Origin of the sequence: Pseudomonas sp. YuFO20 (assembly GCF_035064975.1) — a bacterium.
GTDB classification, from domain to species: domain Bacteria; phylum Pseudomonadota; class Gammaproteobacteria; order Pseudomonadales; family Pseudomonadaceae; genus Aquipseudomonas; species Aquipseudomonas putida_AE.
In genome coordinates, this window is the sequence record NZ_JAXDEO010000051.1 from 1 (window position 1) to 15,950 (window position 15,950).

A 15,950-nucleotide genomic window follows, 5' to 3' on the forward strand; every position below is an offset into this window, starting at 1 on the left:
CTCCCACAGGGGGTCTCCAGCGCACCCGGCATTTGTGCTCGGCGCCAATCAAAATGTGGGAGTGAGCCTGCTCGCGAAGACGGCCGACCCGTTGATAGAAATGTCGCCTGACCCACCGCTTTCGCGAGCAAGCCCGCTCCCACAGGGGATCTCCAGCGCACCCGGCATTTGTGCTCGGTGCCAATCAAAATGTGGGAGTGAGCCTGCTCGCGATAACGGCCGACCCGTTGACAGAGATGTCGCCTGACCCACCGCTTTCGCGAGCAAGCTTGCTCCTACAAGGGATCTCCAGTGCACACAGATCTTGTGCATGACACCGATCAAAATGTGGGAGCGGGCTTGCTCGCGAAGACGGCCGACCCGTTGATAGAGATGTCGCCTGACTCACAGCCAACGGGAGCACGCTCGCTCCTACAGATCAGCGCGGGGCCTTGCCCGCCACCGAGTACAGCACCTGCTGATTGCGGGTTTTCATGAACTCGTCCAGGCTTTGGCCGCGCATGGCGGCGTACACCTGCAGGTTGGGAATGCCGAGCACCGCGGCGAGTTTTTCCAGCACGAAGAAGATCGCCCCGTACTGGATCAACCCGCGCCAGTCACGGCGGCGCAGCAGCTCGCGTTCCTCTTCGCTCAAGCCGCCTTCCTCGAACAGCGCCTCGGGCGTGTCGAGAAAACGCTGGCGCCATTGCGGCTCGATCATGCGGTGCAGGAACTTGTTCAGCCGATAGCCCTTGGCGCTGCGCTCCAGGGTGAACGGATAGGTGCCCTCGAGTTTTTCGATGCCCGCCAACTGGTGCTGCATGTGCTGCAAGTGACGCGCGTTGACCTCGGCGGGCACCGGCCGGTCCTGGTTTTCCAGCAACAGGGTGGCGATGCCGGTCATCGACGGCAGGTAGTAGTCCTGATGTAGGTTCTTCACTGTGGCCGACAAGGCGCCGCGCATGATCAGCCAGGTGATCACCTCCGAGCCTTCCATGCCGCCCAGGGTGGCGTACTCGGCGTGGGTCATTTCGGTCAGGCGCACCGGGTCGTTGACCAGCAGATCGATGAACTGCTCGTCCCACTGCGGATTGTTGAAACCACAACGCTCGCCATGCACCTGGTGGGACACGCCGCCGGTGGCGACAATCGCCACCTTCAAGTCTTCGGGATAGCTTTCGATCGCCCGGCGCAGCGCCTGCCCCAGCTTGTAGCAACGCAACGCGGTGGGGATCGGGAATTGCAATACGCCCACCTGCAGCGGCACGATTTCCACCGGCCATTCAGGCTCGCAGGGCAATAGCGCCGACATCGGCGAAAAGAAGCCATGATCCAGCGGTTTGTCGCGAAAGAAACTCATGTCGAATTCATCGGCCATCAGGCTCTGGCCAATGTGCCGCGACAGCGCCGCATGCCCGCCAACCGCCGGCAACGAACGTGGGTTGCCACCTTCGTCAGCAACCTCGTAACGCTCATCGACGCCCAGGGAGAACGCGCCGTAATGGTCGAAGAAAAACGACGTCACGTGGTCGTTGAAGATGTAGAACAACACGTCCGGCCGTTGCTCCTTCAACCATACCTTGATCGGTTCGAAGCCTTCGAAGATCGGCGCCCAGGCCGCCTCATGCTGTTTGTCGTGATCGACTGCGAAGCCGATGGTAGGAGTGTGGGATACGGCGAGACCACCGATGATGCGTGCCATGACGAGTTCCTGTGTTCGAAGATAATTATTGCGCCAGAACAGCCTGGCTGACCCGACGCCGTGCATGACCATTGGCCAGGATCGCCAGCGCGGCGATGAAGGCCGGCACGCTCAACAGGGTGAACAGCAGCGGCAGGCCCAACCCGAGGCTGAGCACCGCACCACCGATGAGAGAGCCGAAGATAGCGCCGAAACGACCGATGCCCAGCATCCAGCTCACCCCCGTGGCGCGGAAATCCGTTGGGTAGTAACCGGGCGCAAAGGCGTTGAGACCGGTCTGCGCACCGCTCATGCAGAAGCCTGCCGCGACGACGCCGAATGCCAAAAGGCTCGACTCCAGGCTGAAAGCCCCCAGCAGCAGGATGAACGCGCCGCCCAATGCATAGGAGGTCGCAATGACGGCGTTGGGATTACGTCGATCCATCGCCCAGCCGACTACAATCGCGCCGACCGTGCCGCCGATCTGGAACAGGCCGGTGATGGTCGCTGCGCGTTCGATGGACAGGCCACCTTCGCGCAACAGCGTCGGCATCCAGCCCATGGTCAGGTAGATCACCAGCAGCCCCATGAAGTAGGTCATCCACAGTGCCAGCGTGCCGAAGCGGTAACCCTCGCTGAACAACATGCGCACCGGCGCCTTATGCTGGACCTGGGGCTCGCTGATGGTGAATGTCGTGGCCGCCGAGAAACGCCCGCCCAACTTGTTCAACACCTTGGCGATCTGACTGGCCGGGGCATTCCGTGCCGCGAGGAAACGCGGCGACTCGGGCAACAGCAGCCAGAGGAACGGCAGCAGCACCAGCGGCAGGATGCCGCCAGCGAGCAATACCGATTGCCAACCGTGGTGCGGGATCAACCAGGCCGCGAGAAAACCGCCCAACCCCGAGCCCATGTTGAAACCGGTGAACATGAGGGTGATGAACAGCGAGCGATTGCGCTCCGGCAGGTATTCGGAAAGCAGCGTGGTGGTATTGGGCATTGCGGCGCCCAGCGCGACCCCGGTCAGCAACCGCAGGATTGCCAATTCGTAGGGGTTGCGCGCAAAGGCACAGGCCAGGCTCAGCACGCTGAAACCCGTCACGGCAATCAACAGCACTTTCTTGCGTCCCAGGCGGTCGGCATAAGGGCCGGCGGTCAAGGCGCCAATGGCCAGGCCGACCATGCCGGCGCTCATCACCGGGCCAAAGGCCGCCTTGGAAAGCCCCCAGTCCTGGATCAGCGAAGGCGCGATGAAACCCATGACCGCGACATCAAAACCATCGAACAGCACAACGAAGAAACACAGGCTCATGATCAGCCACTGGTACCCGGCAACCGGTCGGTTGTCGATCCACGCTTTGATATCGACCGTGTCGTGACTCATGCTTATCACCTTCTTGTTTTTATAGAAATTCCGACTGGCGTGGCAGCGGCGACAGGCCCATCAGCCATCCGCCAGCCAAACCTTGGGCGTGACTCTAAAGGCGCACGGGCCTGCCCCGCCTCTGGGAAATCCTTAAGCGGGTATCGGTTTTTCTTATCGGGTGATTTTCGAGGTGATGTCTACAATGAGCGTGAATCGACAAACAGGGTTACTTCATCCTCAAACTGCAAGGTTGTCAGGAGTAACGACATGAACACCTACCGGCCCATGAACTGCGATCTGCATGACTATCTGGAGATCGCCTGCCTGCGCGGTTATCGACTGGACATCGAGTTGCACGATGGCTCACGCCTGGTCGCCACGGCGTTGACCACGCGAACCTCCAGCGACAAGGAAGAGTTTCTGCGCCTTGAAACGGCTGATGGACAGCAGGAGGTTCGCCTGGACCACCTGCTGGCCATTACGCCACTGGATGCGAATGCACAGTTTGGCCGGGTGGTATTTTCCGATGCCTCCTGCACATTCTGAGGCCTGTGTCAGACCAGCGACATGCCGCCGTCCACGTGCAATTCGATGCCGTTGACGAATGCACTGTCGCTGGACGCCAGGTACAGCGCCGCTTGTGCCAGCTCATGGGCCTCGCCCAGGCGGCCTGCCGGAATCATGTCCGCCATCATTTGCACAAACCCCGGGCGATGTTCTTCGGTGACGCCCAGTTTGCCAATGATCGCCGTATCCACCGGGCCTGGGCTCAACACGTTGACGCGGATGCGCCGCGCGCGCAGCTCCAGCGCCCAGTTGCGCGCGAATGCCGCGATGGCCGCTTTGGAACCGGCATACACCGCATGCCCGTCGAGCACTTTGCTCGCCGCCAGGGAGCTGGTCAGAATGATGCTGCCACCGTCGCGCAGCAACGGCGTGATCGCCTGCACCCCGAAGAACACGCCACGGGTGTTGATGTTGAACTGCGCGTCGTATTCTTGCGGCGTGACCTGCTGCGATGGCGTCAGGGTGATGACCCCGGCATTGGCCATGTAGACATCCAGCGCACCGAAGCGCGCCCGCACCTGTTCGGCCACCTCGCCATGGTGTTCGAGGCTGGCGACATCGCCCTTGATGCCGATGGCGCCATGGCCGATCTGGCGTATCGCCTCATTGAGTATCTCCTGGCGGCGCGCCGTGATGATCACCTGCGCCCCCTCTTTGGCGAACAGACACGCGGCGGCCAGACCAATGCCGCTGTTGCCGCCGGTGATCACCGCGACCTTACCTTGTAGACGTTGCATCTGCTGACTCCACTTGTTGAAGGAGCGCAGTATTATGTCGCGCGCATCCCCGCCAACCAGTCCAGCACCAGGCACATCTGTTGTGCTGCGGAGTCACAAGATGTCCAACCTGTTGAACCAGTCGGCCAGCCTGATCGCCTTCGTCCGCGCGGTAGAAGCCGGCTCGTTCAGCGCCGCCGCGCGCAATGCCGGCACCACGCCCTCGGCCATCTCCAAAAGCATTGCCCGGCTGGAAACCGAACTCAACGCCAAGCTGTTTCGCCGCTCCACGCGCATGCTCGGCCTGACCCCCGAGGGCCAGGCATTTTTCGAGCGGGTCGCGCCGCTGCTGCGCGCCATCGACGACAGCGCCGATGCGCTGCGTCACACCGGCGGCGCCCGCGGTCACCTGCGGGTGAGCATGCCCAGCGACCTGGGACGCCTGTTGCTGCCGAGGATCCACTCGGTGTTTCTCTGCGACCACCCGGATGTGGAGCTGGACCTGACCTTGCTCGATCACCATGTGGACGTGATTCGCGAAGCCTACGACGTGATTTTTCGCGTCGGCAGCCTCCTCGACAGCGACTTGAAAAGCCGTACCCTGGCCCAGCTCGACATGGCCCTGGTCGCCTCCCCGGTGTTCCTCGGCGAATGGGGCACCCCTACCTCCATCGAGGCACTGCGCGCCCTGCCCTTCGTGCGCTATCAATTCAATGGCCGAACCCTGCCGATCGTCTTTGCCGACGGTGAAACCCTGGTCCCCCGCGGTCGCATCGGCCTGGACTCGGGGTTCGGCCTGCGCGGCGCCGCGCTCGGCGGCATGGGCGTGGCCTACCTGATGAAATGCACGGTGCAACAAGACCTGGATTCAGGCGCCTTGGTACAAGTGCTGGCCGACCACCCCCTGCCATCGCTGGCGATTCATTCGCTGCACGCCTTTGGTACGCTGACCCCGATCCGGATCAGACTGTTCGCCGATTTTGTGCAGCAGGAACTGCAGCGGTTGGGCGGCCAGTAAAACCGGGGCCCTGTGCTAGTCTCCTTCGTCTAACCTGCGCTGATGCGTTTGCATGAACCGCTTCCCCTGGTGATGGAGTTCGACATGAAAAACACCGCTTCCTGGCTGACGATTACCCTCGTAAGTCTTGTGCTTTGCGCCTGCGCCGCCGTCGATGCTGGAAGTGGTGGCGCCGGCGAGATGGAAATCCGCTCGGGGAAAATCGAGCAGATCACCATGACGCAGATGCAGACCAACCACGACAGCGGCGTCGGCGCCATTCTTGGCGGACTGGCGGGCGTGGGTATCGGCAGCCTGATCGGTTCGGGCACCGGGCGCGATGTGGCCATGGTCGCCGGCGCCCTCGCCGGTGCGGCGGGCGGCAACTACGCCGAGAAGAAAAAGTATGATCAACCGCAGCAAGCCCAGCAGATTATCGTGCGCACCAAAAGCGGCGTGCTGGTGTCGGTGACCCAGCCGATCAATGCCGCTCTGAGCAAAGGCCAGAGTGTCTATATCGAAGGCACCGGCAATGAAGCCCGGGTAGTGCCGCAGGGCTGATCATCACCCCGCCGTCGAGCACCGATAGTTAAAAGCCCCGGGCCTCAACAGCCCGGGGCTTTTTATTGAACGCGAATTGAATCAGACCGTTCGTCGTCCAGAGATGAAAATACCCCTTGACGCTAATCAGCTTCTGGAGGACGATCACTTGCATCGGATGCGATCTAAACGTATACGACACTAATCGAACCTGACCGCCCCCTTGAGGATTCACCCCATGAGCAAGATCGAAAAAGTCCTGGCCACCGGCAAGACCCACACCAGCCTGAGCAACGCCGGCAACACCTTGCGCGGTCATAACGGCAACCTCGACATCGAACTGTCGACCCCAGGCGCTGCCCAGCCCGCCCATGTTTTCGCCGCCACCCAGCCGCACCCGAAAGCCGAGCAACTGTTCGCCGGGGCCTGGTCGGCCTGCTACACCGCCGCCGTCGGCCTGGTGGCTGCAGAGCGCAACATCGCGCTGCCGGCGGACCTGGCCGTCGACATCGAAGTGGACCTGGGCCAGACGGGTCCGGCCTATTTCCTTCAGGCCCGACTGACCCTGCGCGTGCCGGGGCTGGCACAGGACGTCGCGACGGAACTGGCGCACATCGCCGATTCCATCTGCCCCTACTCCAAGGCGACACGCGGCAATATCGACGTTGCCCTGAGCGTTATTACGGTCTAATTTTATGTCGCATGCGATCAATGCGTATGCGAACCACATATCGGTAAACCTGAGGAAATCATCATGAGCAAGATCGAAAAAGTCCTGGCCACCGGCAAGACCCACACCACCCTGAGCAGCGCCGGCACCACCTCGCGCGGCCATAACGGCAACCTCGACATCGAACTGTCGTCCCCCGGCAGCACCACTCCGGCGCATGTGCTGACCGGTGTGCAACCGCACCCGAAAGCCGAGCAACTGTTCGCCGGGGCGTGGTCGGCCTGCTACATCGCAGCGGTGGGCCTGGCCGCCCAACAGGCGAAGGTGACCCTGCCGGCCGATACGGCCGTGGACATCGAAGTCGACCTGGGCCAGACCGGCGCCGCCTACTTCCTCCAGGCCCGCCTGACCCTGCGGGTGCCGGGCCTGTCACAGGAAGTCGCGACCGAGCTGGCCCACAATGCCGATGCGATCTGCCCCTACTCCAAGGCCACCCGTGGCAACATTGACGTCGCCATCAACGTCCAGACCGCGTAACCCATGGCACGGCCGGTTCCCGGGGGGACCGGCCAGGCGGCCGCAGGGTTAGTGCTCTTCCGACACCATCGCATACGATGTACAGTCTCAGTTTGCAGCCTGCCCAAAGAGAACCCCCCATGAAAAGCACCGACAAGACGTCCGCCCTGGATCTCAAGCTCTCCGACTTCCTGTGTTTTGCGGTCTATTCCACCAACCTCGCGTTCGGCAAGGCCTACAAGCCGATGCTCGAACGACTTGGCCTGACCTACACCCAATACATCACCCTGGTGGTGCTGTGGGAACAGGACAACCAGACCGTCGGCAGCCTCGGGGAAAAGCTGTTCCTGGAATCCAACACCCTTACCCCGATCCTGAAAAAGCTCGAGGCGATGGGTTACCTGCTGCGCCAGCGCGACCCGGAAGATGAACGCCAGGTGCGCATCAGCCTGACCGACGCCGGTCGCCAACTACGCACCGAACTGACCGAAGACGGCTTTCCGCAAACGGGCCTCGATCCCGACGATTTCGCACAGATGCAGCAGGCGATCGTGGCGTTGCGCAACAATCTGATACGCACGACCAATGCCGATAAATAATCTCTGAAGCTGTAAAACCGGTCCCCCCACAGCGGTTGCCCGGAAAGTCCCGATTGCGGTGGCTCGTCGCTCAAAGGTAGTATTGAGAACGATTCACACTAACATCTGGAAAATCCACCGGTGCAACCTCCTTCGACCAGCAAGCTGAGCTACTTTTTCAGCGATCATCACCGTTGGCTGCTGCAGCATATCCAGCGACGGCTGCGCAATCATGCGGACGCCGAGGACACTGCCGCCGATACGTTTTGCCAGATGCTGATGGCCCGGGTCGATCCCGACAGCATCGAACAACCCCGCGCCTACCTCTCGACCATCGCCCGACGGCTCATTTTCGATCGGCATCGCCGGCGCAAGCTGGAGTTGGCGTATCTCGAACGCCTGTCCACCCTGCCCGAGATGCTCGCCCCGTCCCCCGAAGAACAGCTGCAGCTGATCGAAGCCCTGGTCGCCATCGACCGGGCGCTGGATGGCCTGCCGACGGTGGTCAAGGCCACCTTCCTCTACAGCCAGCTGGACGGCATGAGCTATGTGGCAATCGCCCAAAAGCTGGGCCTGTCGGAGCGCACGGTCAGCCGCTACATGAAGCAGGCGTTGCGCCAGTGCTACCTGAGCGAGATGGCGACATGAAAACAGAGCGCCTGGACCCTGTCAGCGAGCAGGCCATCGACTGGATGGTGCGCCTGCGCGCCGGTACCCCCACGCCCGCCTTGCAGGCACGTTTCGATGCCTGGCTGGCCAAGGACCCGGCGCACGCCCAGGCCTGGGCCAGATTGCAGGAGCGCCTGGGCGGTTCCTTCAACACCCTGCGCGCCCTCGATCGACGCTTGCCGGGGCACACCGAGCATGCCCGCCAGGTGCTCTTGCAACCGCAGGCATCGCGGCGCGATGCGCTGCGGGTAATCGCAGGTTTAGGCCTGCTCGGTGGCGGTTTGTGGCTGGGTGCGCGCAGCCCGCTGGGCGACAGCCTGTTCGCCGACCTGTCCACCGGACGGGGGCAGCGCGAGGATTTCAACCTGGCCGACGGCAGCCGCCTGAGCCTCAACGCCGACAGCGCGGTGGACCTGCAATTCGACGGCCAGCAAAGGCTGGTCATCCTGCGCCACGGCGAACTGGTGATTCAGGTCGCGCCCGATCCCCGCCGTCCGTTGCGCGTGCGCACCGCCCAGGGTGAGGTGCGCGCGTTGGGTACGCGTTTCCTCGTCGCCCAGGAGCAGGATGCCAGTCGTGTGGTGGTGCTGGAGCACTCCGTCCAAGCCACGCTCTTCAATGGCACCCGACGTGACCTGCAGGAGGGAGAATCCGCCCTGCTCTACGCGCGGCACATCGAACCGGTTTCTGGCGATCAGCGTTATCGCGCCGACTGGCTCGGCGGGCGCCTCAATGTGCTGGACGAGCCCCTGGAAAACGTCGTGGATGCGCTGCGCCCCTACAGTCGCGGTTTTGTTCGCCTGGCCCCTGAAGTTCGCAACTTGCGGGTGCAAGGCGTGTTCCCGCTCAACGACCCTGCGCGCACCTTCGCGGCGCTGGCGGAAACCCTGCCGATCCGGGTCGATCACTACAGTCCGTGGCTGACGTTGATTCGCGCAAAACCGGCCAAAGAATAATTTTTTTTGCAAATCACTCTTATTCGTGTCCGGTTTTCATTTCTCGTCCCACCTATCTCCTGACACTCACACCTTCAGGAGAATGCTGTGTTCAACCCGTGGTCCCACTCGCTTTCCGTCGCCGTTGCCCTGGCCACCCTGGCAGGCCCTGGCCTGTCACAGGTGCAGGCGCAGACGCAAACCCTGCCATTCAATCTGCCCGCCGGCCCGCTCGCCAGTACCCTCAATGTCATTGCCAGCCAGAGCGGACGAATCATCTCGCTGGAGCCGGCGCTCGTGCAGGGCAAGCAAGCACCGGCGGTGAAGGGCCAGATGTCCGCTGAAGAAGCGATGCAGCGGGCGTTGGCGGGCAGCGGCCTGCAACTGCGGGTGACCGCCCAGGGCAACTTCAGCGTCGAGCCAGCCGCCACCGACAGCGCTACGCTGCAATTGGGCGCGACCAATATCATCGAAAACAGCGACGACGCCACTACCGAAGGCTCGGGTTCCTACGCCGCCCGGGCGGTGACCATCGGCAAGGGCACCCACACCCTCAAGGAAATCCCGCAGTCGGTCACCGTCATGACCCGCAAGCAAATGGACGATCAGAACCTGGTCGACCTCAAGGACGCGGTAAACCAGACGACCGGCCTGGTCGGCCTTCAGGGCGTAGGCAAAGGCATGATCGTGACTTCACGCGGTTTCCAGATCGATGACTGGCAATATGACGGCGTGCCGATCCCGCGCAACACCTACGCCTTGGGTAACTGGGCCACCCAGGACCTGATCTTCTTCGATCGCATGGAAGTGCTGCGCGGCGCCTCCGGCCTGCTGCAGGGCACCGGCAGCCCCGGCGGCGCGATCAACCTGGTGCGCAAGCGCGGCCAGTATGCCCCGACCGTGACGGTCACCGGCAAGGCCGGTTCCTGGGATCACTACGGCCTGCAACTGGACGCCGGCGGGCCCTTGAACCAGGCCGGCACCATTCGTGGGCGTTTCGTCGCCGACGAAGACCAGAGTGACTCGTTCATCGACTACGAATGGAGCAAGACCCACTCGCTGTACGGTTCGCTGGACTTCGACCTGCGCGAGGACACCACCCTGGGCCTGGCAGTCAGCTACTCCGATGCCGAGTCGCGCCCGATGATCCGCGGCCTGCCGCGCTATTCCGACGGCAGCCCCCTCGATGTGTCGCGCTCCACTTACACCGGCGCGCGCTGGAACCATTCGGACATCGATGTCACCACCGTCTACACCGATCTTGAGCACCACTTCAACGACGACTGGGCCTTCAAGGTCGGCGCCGTGCGCATGACGGAAAACAACAAGTCGAAAAACCAGCGGCTGCAAAGCAGCGGCGATGGCCTGGAAGCCGACGGCAGCGGCGTGCAGTACGCCGACTTCGTGACCGATTTCGACGCCACCAAGCTCGGCCTGGACATGAACCTCATCGGCCACTTCGACGCCTTGGCCATGCAGCACGAAGTCATGATCGGCGGTAACTACTCCAAGTACACGTCCGACGACAAGTTCGCCCGAACCTTCAATAACAGCACCGACACCATCTTCGGCATCAACCACGACCGCCCGGAAATCAGCTACGACGGGATACTCAATACCCCCGGCGGCCGGGCAACGCCGAGCAAATACGACATTCGGCAAAAAGGCCTGTACGGCAGCTGGCGGGTCAAGCCGATCGAACCATTGACCCTGGTGCTCGGCTCGCGGGTCAGCTGGTACGACTACAGCTACAAGTCATGGAGCCAGCTCGCATTCAGCGACGTGGTCAACGCCGACCCGGAAAGCACCGCCAACGAAACCGGGGAAGTCACGCCCTACGCCGGCATCATCTATGACCTGAACCGCGAATGGGCGGTGTACGCCAGCTACACCGACGTGTTCGAACCCCAGGCACTGCGCGACGCCAGCGGCAAGATGCTCAAGCCGGTGATCGGCAGCAACTACGAAGTCGGCCTCAAGGGCGAGCTGATGGACGGCCGGGTCAACACCTCCCTGGCGCTGTTCCGTTACGACCAGGAAAACCGAGCCCTCAACGACCTGGCCTCGGGCTTCGCCTGCGACGGCTGGTACTGCTCGATTGCCGCGGGCAAAGTGCGCAGCCAGGGGCTCGACGCGGAAATCAGCGGCGAAGTGCTCACCGGCCTGCAGCTGTTTGCCGGTTATACCTACAACACCACCAAGTTCCTCGACGACCCGGAAAACGAAGGCAAGGTCTTCAGCACCTGGACGCCCAAGCACATGCTGCGGGTGTGGAGCGATTACCAGTTCAGCGGCGACTGGAACCGTGTCAGCACGGGCCTGGGCTTCACCACCCAAAGCCATACCCTGGGCTATGAACACACCTACGACGTGCCGGGTTACACCGTCTGGAGCGCACGCGCCGGCTACCAGCTGACGCCGGAGATCGGCCTGGCGCTGAACGCCAACAACCTGTTCGACAAGCACTACTACACGGCGGCGTACAACCAGCTGAGCGGCAACAACAATTTCGGCGAACCGCGTAACCTGATGTTCAGCTTGAAGTACACGCCGGAGTTCTGACCCTCAACACCAGGCTCAACACAGGGAGGATCCGATGGGTTCGAGGGTTATTTATCCGACTTGATGGAGGTCCATACCCGCGTACGCACCCGCTCCAGCTTCTGCGGCAACGGCTGCACGACGTACAGGGTTTTCAGCGCCTCGGGTGTCGGCGTGAGATTCGGGTTGCCGGTGATTTCCTTGTTGATCAGAGGCAACGAGTCCGTGTTGGCATTCGGGTAACCGAGGAAGTCGCTGATCGGTGCGATGACTGTCGGGTCGAGCAAGGTGTTGAGGAATTCGTGGGCTTCCTCGACATTCTTCGCGCTTTTCGGAATGGCAAAGGTGTCGAACCAGATCGGCGCGCCCTCCTTCGGCAAACGCCAATCGACCACCACCCCATTGCCTGCTTCCTTGGCGCGATTGCCGAACTGGTAGAAGCTGCCGGAGTAGCCGATGGCCACGCAGATATCACCGTTGGCGATATCGGTCATGTACTTGGCCGAGTTGAAGTAGGTGACATAAGGGCGAATCTTCAGCATCAGCGCCTTGGCTTTTTCGTAGTCATCGGGGTTCTGGCTGTTCGGGTCCAGCCCCAGGTAATGCAGGGCCAACGGCAGTATCTCGGAAGGCGAGTCGAGCATGGCGACACCACAGGCCTTGAGCTTCTCCATGTTCTCGGGCTTGAACACCAGGTCCCAGCTGTCCACCGGTGCATTCTCGCCCAGCGCGGCCTTGACCTTGGCCGGGTTGAAGCCGATCAACACGGTGCCGTACATGTAAGGCACGCCGTACTGGTTGCCGGGGTCGTTCTTGTCCAGCAACTTGAGCAGGGCCGGGTCCTGGTGCTTCCAGTTGGGCAGCTTGGCCTTGTCCAGTTTCTGGAACACACCGGCCTTGATCTGGGTTTCGATGAACTGGTTCGACGGCACCACCAGGTCATAGCCGGAGTTGCCGGTCAGCAGCTTGGCCTCCAGGGATTCGTTGGTGTCGAAGGTGTCCCAGGTGACCTTGATGCCGGTCTTGTCGGCGAAGTCCTTGGGCACGGACGGCAGGATGTAGTCCGCCCAGTTGTACACCCGCAATTCGCGCTGCTCGGCTTGTACGGCACTGGCCAGCAGTGTCAGCCCGCAAACGGTGGCACCCAATAGGCGTTTGATTGTGTCCATGGATCAATTCCCCAAGTCAGCTCGATGGTTTTTATGTGCTGTACGCGGCAGTGCCCGGCAAAACCGCCAAGGGCAAGGAAGATCAGGTTCGTATTTATCGATGGGGAGGCGGGTGCGCACCCGCCTCCGGTTCCGATTCTTGCCCACCGCCCGGCCGGTTCATAGCGCGGGGTTGGCCAAAAGGAGATCGAAATGGCCATTATCGGTGTCCGGGCAGCGCCTCCTCCTCGGGGTATGGCCACTCCACCGCATGGCTCGCGAGGTAGGCGCTGACGGCAGCGTTCAAGGTCGGATAAAACGCCGCCTCGCCAAACCGCTCGAACAACCCGAAGCGCTTGAGCTTGTCCTTGACCGGGTCCTTCATCTCGGCCAGGCGCAACTCGATGCCCGCCGCTTTCAAGGTGTCATCCAGCTCGGCCAACATGTCGGCGCTGGTCACGTCGACGCTGGTGACCGGTTCCGCCGCCAGCACCAGCCAGCGCACGGGGGTTGGCGATGCGGCCACGGCGTCCAGTACCCGCTCGTGGAACAGTTCGGCGTTGGCGAAAAACAGCGAGGCATCCCAGCGAAAGATGACCAGGCCGGGAATCAGCCGCGCGTCCGGGTAGCGCTTGATGTCGTGGAAGCCCCTGACCCCTCGCGCGCGCCCCAGTACCGCAGAGTATGGGCGCCAGCCATCCCAGAGGAATTCGATGACCGCAATCAGGATGGCCAGGCCGATGCCCTCGATCGCCCCCAGCACGGCCACGCCCACCGTGCAGACGATCGACAGCCAGAACTCCCAGCGCTGCATGCGATAAATGCGCCGCAGGTCGGTGATCTCGATCAGGCCGATGGCGGAGGCGATCACCACGGCAGCCAGGGCACTGTTTGGCAGGTCCTGCAACAGGTTCGGTGCCACCACCAGCAGCAAGGCAACCGCTACCGCGCCGACGACGCCGGTCAACTGGGTCTTGGCGCCAGCGGCTTCGGCCACGGGCGTACGGGAGGAACTGCTGCTGATCGCAAACCCCTGGAACAATCCGGAGGCCAGGTTGGCAATGCCCAGCCCGACCATTTCCTGGTTCGGGTCGACATAGGTGCGGGTGCGCGCCGCGTACACCCGCGAGAGCACGCTGGTGTCGGCAAAGGACACCAACGCCACGGCACCACCGCCGATCAGGACCGGCACGATATCGGCGCTGGTGATCCAGGGAATGGCGAACGACGGCAGGCCCTGGGGTAGCGGGCCGAGGACCTTGACCCCCGCCCGCGCCGCCAGGTCCAGCACATCCACGGCGATCGTCGCACCGGCCACCGCGATCAGGATGCCGGGTATGCGCTTGTGGCCCTTGAGCAGCAGGATCACCACCAGGGTGCCGGCACCGACCATGAACGCGGTCCAGTTGGTTTTGCCCTCGATCAGCGCGGTCGCGATGGCCCACAGGTTTCGCAGCGGCCCCTCGGCATCAATGGAAAAACCGAAGAACTTCGGCAACTGGCTGATCAGCACCGTCAGCGCAATCCCGTTCATGTAGCCGTAGCGAATCGGCTTGGACAGCAACTCGGTGATGAAACCCAGGCGCGCGATGCCGGCGAGGATGCACACGGCCCCCGAGACGATGGCCATCATTCCCGCCAGGGCGACTGCGCGTTGGGGATCACCGCCGGACAGGGGCAGGACCACCGCTAGAATGACGGCCGCCAGCGAGGAATCCGGCCCCAGCACCAGGATCCGGCTGGGGCCGAACAGCGCATAGGCGATCAGCGGAACGATGGTGGCGTACAGGCCATAGATGCCCGGTACCCCCGATGCCACTGCATAGGCAATGCCCACCGGCACCAGCATAGTGGTCAGTACCAGCCCGGCCATCAGGTCGTGGCGCAACCACGCCACGTGGTAGCCGCGCAGCGTGCGCAGTCCGGGGAACCAGCGGCCCCAGCCAGCCTGGTCTTCGCTGGTGTCACGGCGCACGATACGGCCCGGTTCCGCCGCGGGCGGGGAAGCGTCTGGCTGGCTCATGGGACAATGGCCCCCGGGTGCGTACCCATCAGTACTTCTCGGGGATCCGCTTCAGCGGATAATCCGGTTCGCGATAACCGCCCGGCTTCTGCCGCTTGGGCAATACCACCTTGTCCCGCGCCACTTCTTTATAGGGGATGCGGCTGAGCAGATCGCTGATGATGTTCAGGCGTGCCCGCCGCTTGTCGTTGGAGTTGGCCACGAGCCAGGGGGCATGCTCGCTATCGCTCGCCTCGAACATGGCGTCACGCGCTCGCGAGTAGTCGAACCAGCGGCTGTAGGACTTGAGGTCCATGGGGGTCAGCTTCCAGATCTTGCGACCATCCTTGATGCGCGCTTCGAGTCGACGGGTCTGTTCCTCGGGGCTGACTTCCAGCCAGTACTTGAGCAGGATGACCCCCGAATCGACAATCGCGCGCTCCACGTGGGACACCGATTTGAGGAAGAGGTCCACCTGCTCCTGGGTGCAGAAGCCCATCACCCGCTCGACGCCCGCGCGGTTGTACCAACTGCGATCGAAGATCACCACTTCGCCCGCTGCGGGCAAGTGCGGCAAGTAGCGCTGCACGTACATCTGGCTCTTCTCTCGATCGGTGGGCGCAGGCAATGCCACCACCCGGAACACCCGCGGACTCACGCGCTCGGTAAGGGCCTTGATCGTGCCCCCCTTGCCGGCGCCGTCGCGCCCCTCGAACACGACGCAGATCTTGATGCCCTCGGCTTTCACCCATTCCTGCAACTTGACCATTTCGACGTGCAACAGGCGCAACTGCTCAAGGTAATCCTTGTTCTTCAGCTTCTCGTCTGGCGCGGAACGCCCCTTGGGCGCGCCCTTCTTGTCCTTTGCCATGACCCAGCCCCCACGCTTGCTTGAGTAATTGACCTTTGACTTGCCCGACCAACGGCATGAGTCTAGTTCATGGTTCAAGGTAGCGAAGACCGCGCCTGCGACTTAATCTCCGAGCCACTGCAATCATCCGTGGGACGCCTCGCCACCTGGCATCCCGTCGCTGGAACGAGGAGT

At 62.6% G+C, this 15,950-nt stretch carries 15 protein-coding genes; 9 read left to right on the plus strand and 6 right to left on the minus strand.

Going from position 1 to position 15,950, the window contains the following annotated elements; all coding sequences use genetic code 11:
* Positions 1-418: 418 nt before the first annotated feature.
* Both SOP85_RS24210 and SOP85_RS24215 read right to left on the minus strand, forming a co-directional pair.
* A complete protein-coding gene (locus SOP85_RS24210) occupies positions 419-1,681 on the minus strand; it encodes a gallate dioxygenase (protein ID WP_323628450.1) in 1,263 nt (420 codons plus the stop codon).
* Positions 1,682-1,706: 25 nt separating this feature from the next.
* Entirely contained in the window at positions 1,707-3,044 is a 1,338-nt protein-coding gene (locus tag SOP85_RS24215; protein ID WP_323628451.1) for an MFS transporter, read from the minus strand.
* A gap of 249 nt (positions 3,045-3,293) precedes the next feature.
* On the opposite strand from SOP85_RS24215, the gene SOP85_RS24220 reads away from it, so the two are divergent.
* The gene (locus SOP85_RS24220; protein WP_274078064.1) at positions 3,294-3,572 is read left to right on the plus strand and encodes a Rho-binding antiterminator; all 279 of its coding nucleotides are present in this window, start codon (positions 3,294-3,296) and stop codon (positions 3,570-3,572) included.
* Positions 3,573-3,580: 8 nt separating this feature from the next.
* Here SOP85_RS24220 and SOP85_RS24225 read toward each other — a convergent pair whose 3' ends face one another.
* The gene (locus SOP85_RS24225; RefSeq protein ID WP_323628452.1) at positions 3,581-4,330 is read right to left on the minus strand and encodes an SDR family oxidoreductase; all 750 of its coding nucleotides are present in this window, start codon (positions 4,328-4,330) and stop codon (positions 3,581-3,583) included.
* Positions 4,331-4,430: 100 nt separating this feature from the next.
* Between SOP85_RS24225 and SOP85_RS24230 the strand changes: the two genes are divergently transcribed.
* From SOP85_RS24230 to SOP85_RS24265, 8 genes are all read left to right on the plus strand, one after another.
* Positions 4,431-5,327: a LysR family transcriptional regulator gene (locus SOP85_RS24230; RefSeq protein WP_323628453.1), complete on the plus strand. Its 897-nt coding sequence runs from the start codon at positions 4,431-4,433 to the stop codon at positions 5,325-5,327.
* An 84-nt stretch (positions 5,328-5,411) separates the two neighbouring features.
* Positions 5,412-5,867 carry a glycine zipper 2TM domain-containing protein gene (locus SOP85_RS24235; RefSeq protein ID WP_323608898.1) on the plus strand — a complete coding sequence of 152 codons (456 nt, stop codon included), beginning with the start codon at positions 5,412-5,414 and terminating at the stop codon, positions 5,865-5,867.
* A 217-nt stretch (positions 5,868-6,084) separates the two neighbouring features.
* Positions 6,085-6,537: an Ohr family peroxiredoxin gene (locus SOP85_RS24240; protein ID WP_323628454.1), complete on the plus strand. Its 453-nt coding sequence runs from the start codon at positions 6,085-6,087 to the stop codon at positions 6,535-6,537.
* A gap of 63 nt (positions 6,538-6,600) precedes the next feature.
* Entirely contained in the window at positions 6,601-7,053 is a 453-nt protein-coding gene (locus SOP85_RS24245) for an Ohr family peroxiredoxin (RefSeq protein ID WP_323628455.1), read from the plus strand.
* A 119-nt stretch (positions 7,054-7,172) separates the two neighbouring features.
* Entirely contained in the window at positions 7,173-7,631 is a 459-nt protein-coding gene (locus SOP85_RS24250; RefSeq protein WP_323628456.1) for a MarR family transcriptional regulator, read from the plus strand.
* A 120-nt stretch (positions 7,632-7,751) separates the two neighbouring features.
* On the plus strand, positions 7,752-8,258 hold the full coding sequence (locus tag SOP85_RS24255) for a sigma-70 family RNA polymerase sigma factor (RefSeq protein WP_274078057.1): 507 nt from the start codon (positions 7,752-7,754) through the stop codon (positions 8,256-8,258).
* The gene (locus SOP85_RS24260; protein ID WP_323628458.1) at positions 8,255-9,235 is read left to right on the plus strand and encodes a FecR family protein; all 981 of its coding nucleotides are present in this window, start codon (positions 8,255-8,257) and stop codon (positions 9,233-9,235) included. Before SOP85_RS24255 ends, SOP85_RS24260 begins: the two co-directional genes overlap by 4 nt.
* Before the next feature lie 87 nt (positions 9,236-9,322).
* A complete protein-coding gene (locus tag SOP85_RS24265; RefSeq protein ID WP_323628459.1) occupies positions 9,323-11,776 on the plus strand; it encodes a TonB-dependent siderophore receptor in 2,454 nt (817 codons plus the stop codon).
* A 47-nt stretch (positions 11,777-11,823) separates the two neighbouring features.
* Here the strand turns inward: SOP85_RS24265 and SOP85_RS24270 are convergent, their stop codons facing one another.
* The 3 genes from SOP85_RS24270 to ppk2 form a co-directional block, all read right to left on the minus strand.
* A complete protein-coding gene (locus SOP85_RS24270) occupies positions 11,824-12,924 on the minus strand; it encodes a polyamine ABC transporter substrate-binding protein (protein WP_323628460.1) in 1,101 nt (366 codons plus the stop codon).
* A 199-nt stretch (positions 12,925-13,123) separates the two neighbouring features.
* Positions 13,124-14,926, minus strand: a complete 1,803-nt coding sequence (locus SOP85_RS24275) for a SulP family inorganic anion transporter (RefSeq protein ID WP_323628461.1) — start codon at positions 14,924-14,926, stop codon at positions 13,124-13,126.
* A 28-nt stretch (positions 14,927-14,954) separates the two neighbouring features.
* A complete protein-coding gene (gene ppk2, locus SOP85_RS24280; RefSeq protein WP_323628462.1) occupies positions 14,955-15,776 on the minus strand; it encodes a polyphosphate kinase 2 in 822 nt (273 codons plus the stop codon).
* Positions 15,777-15,950: the final 174 nt, after the last annotated feature.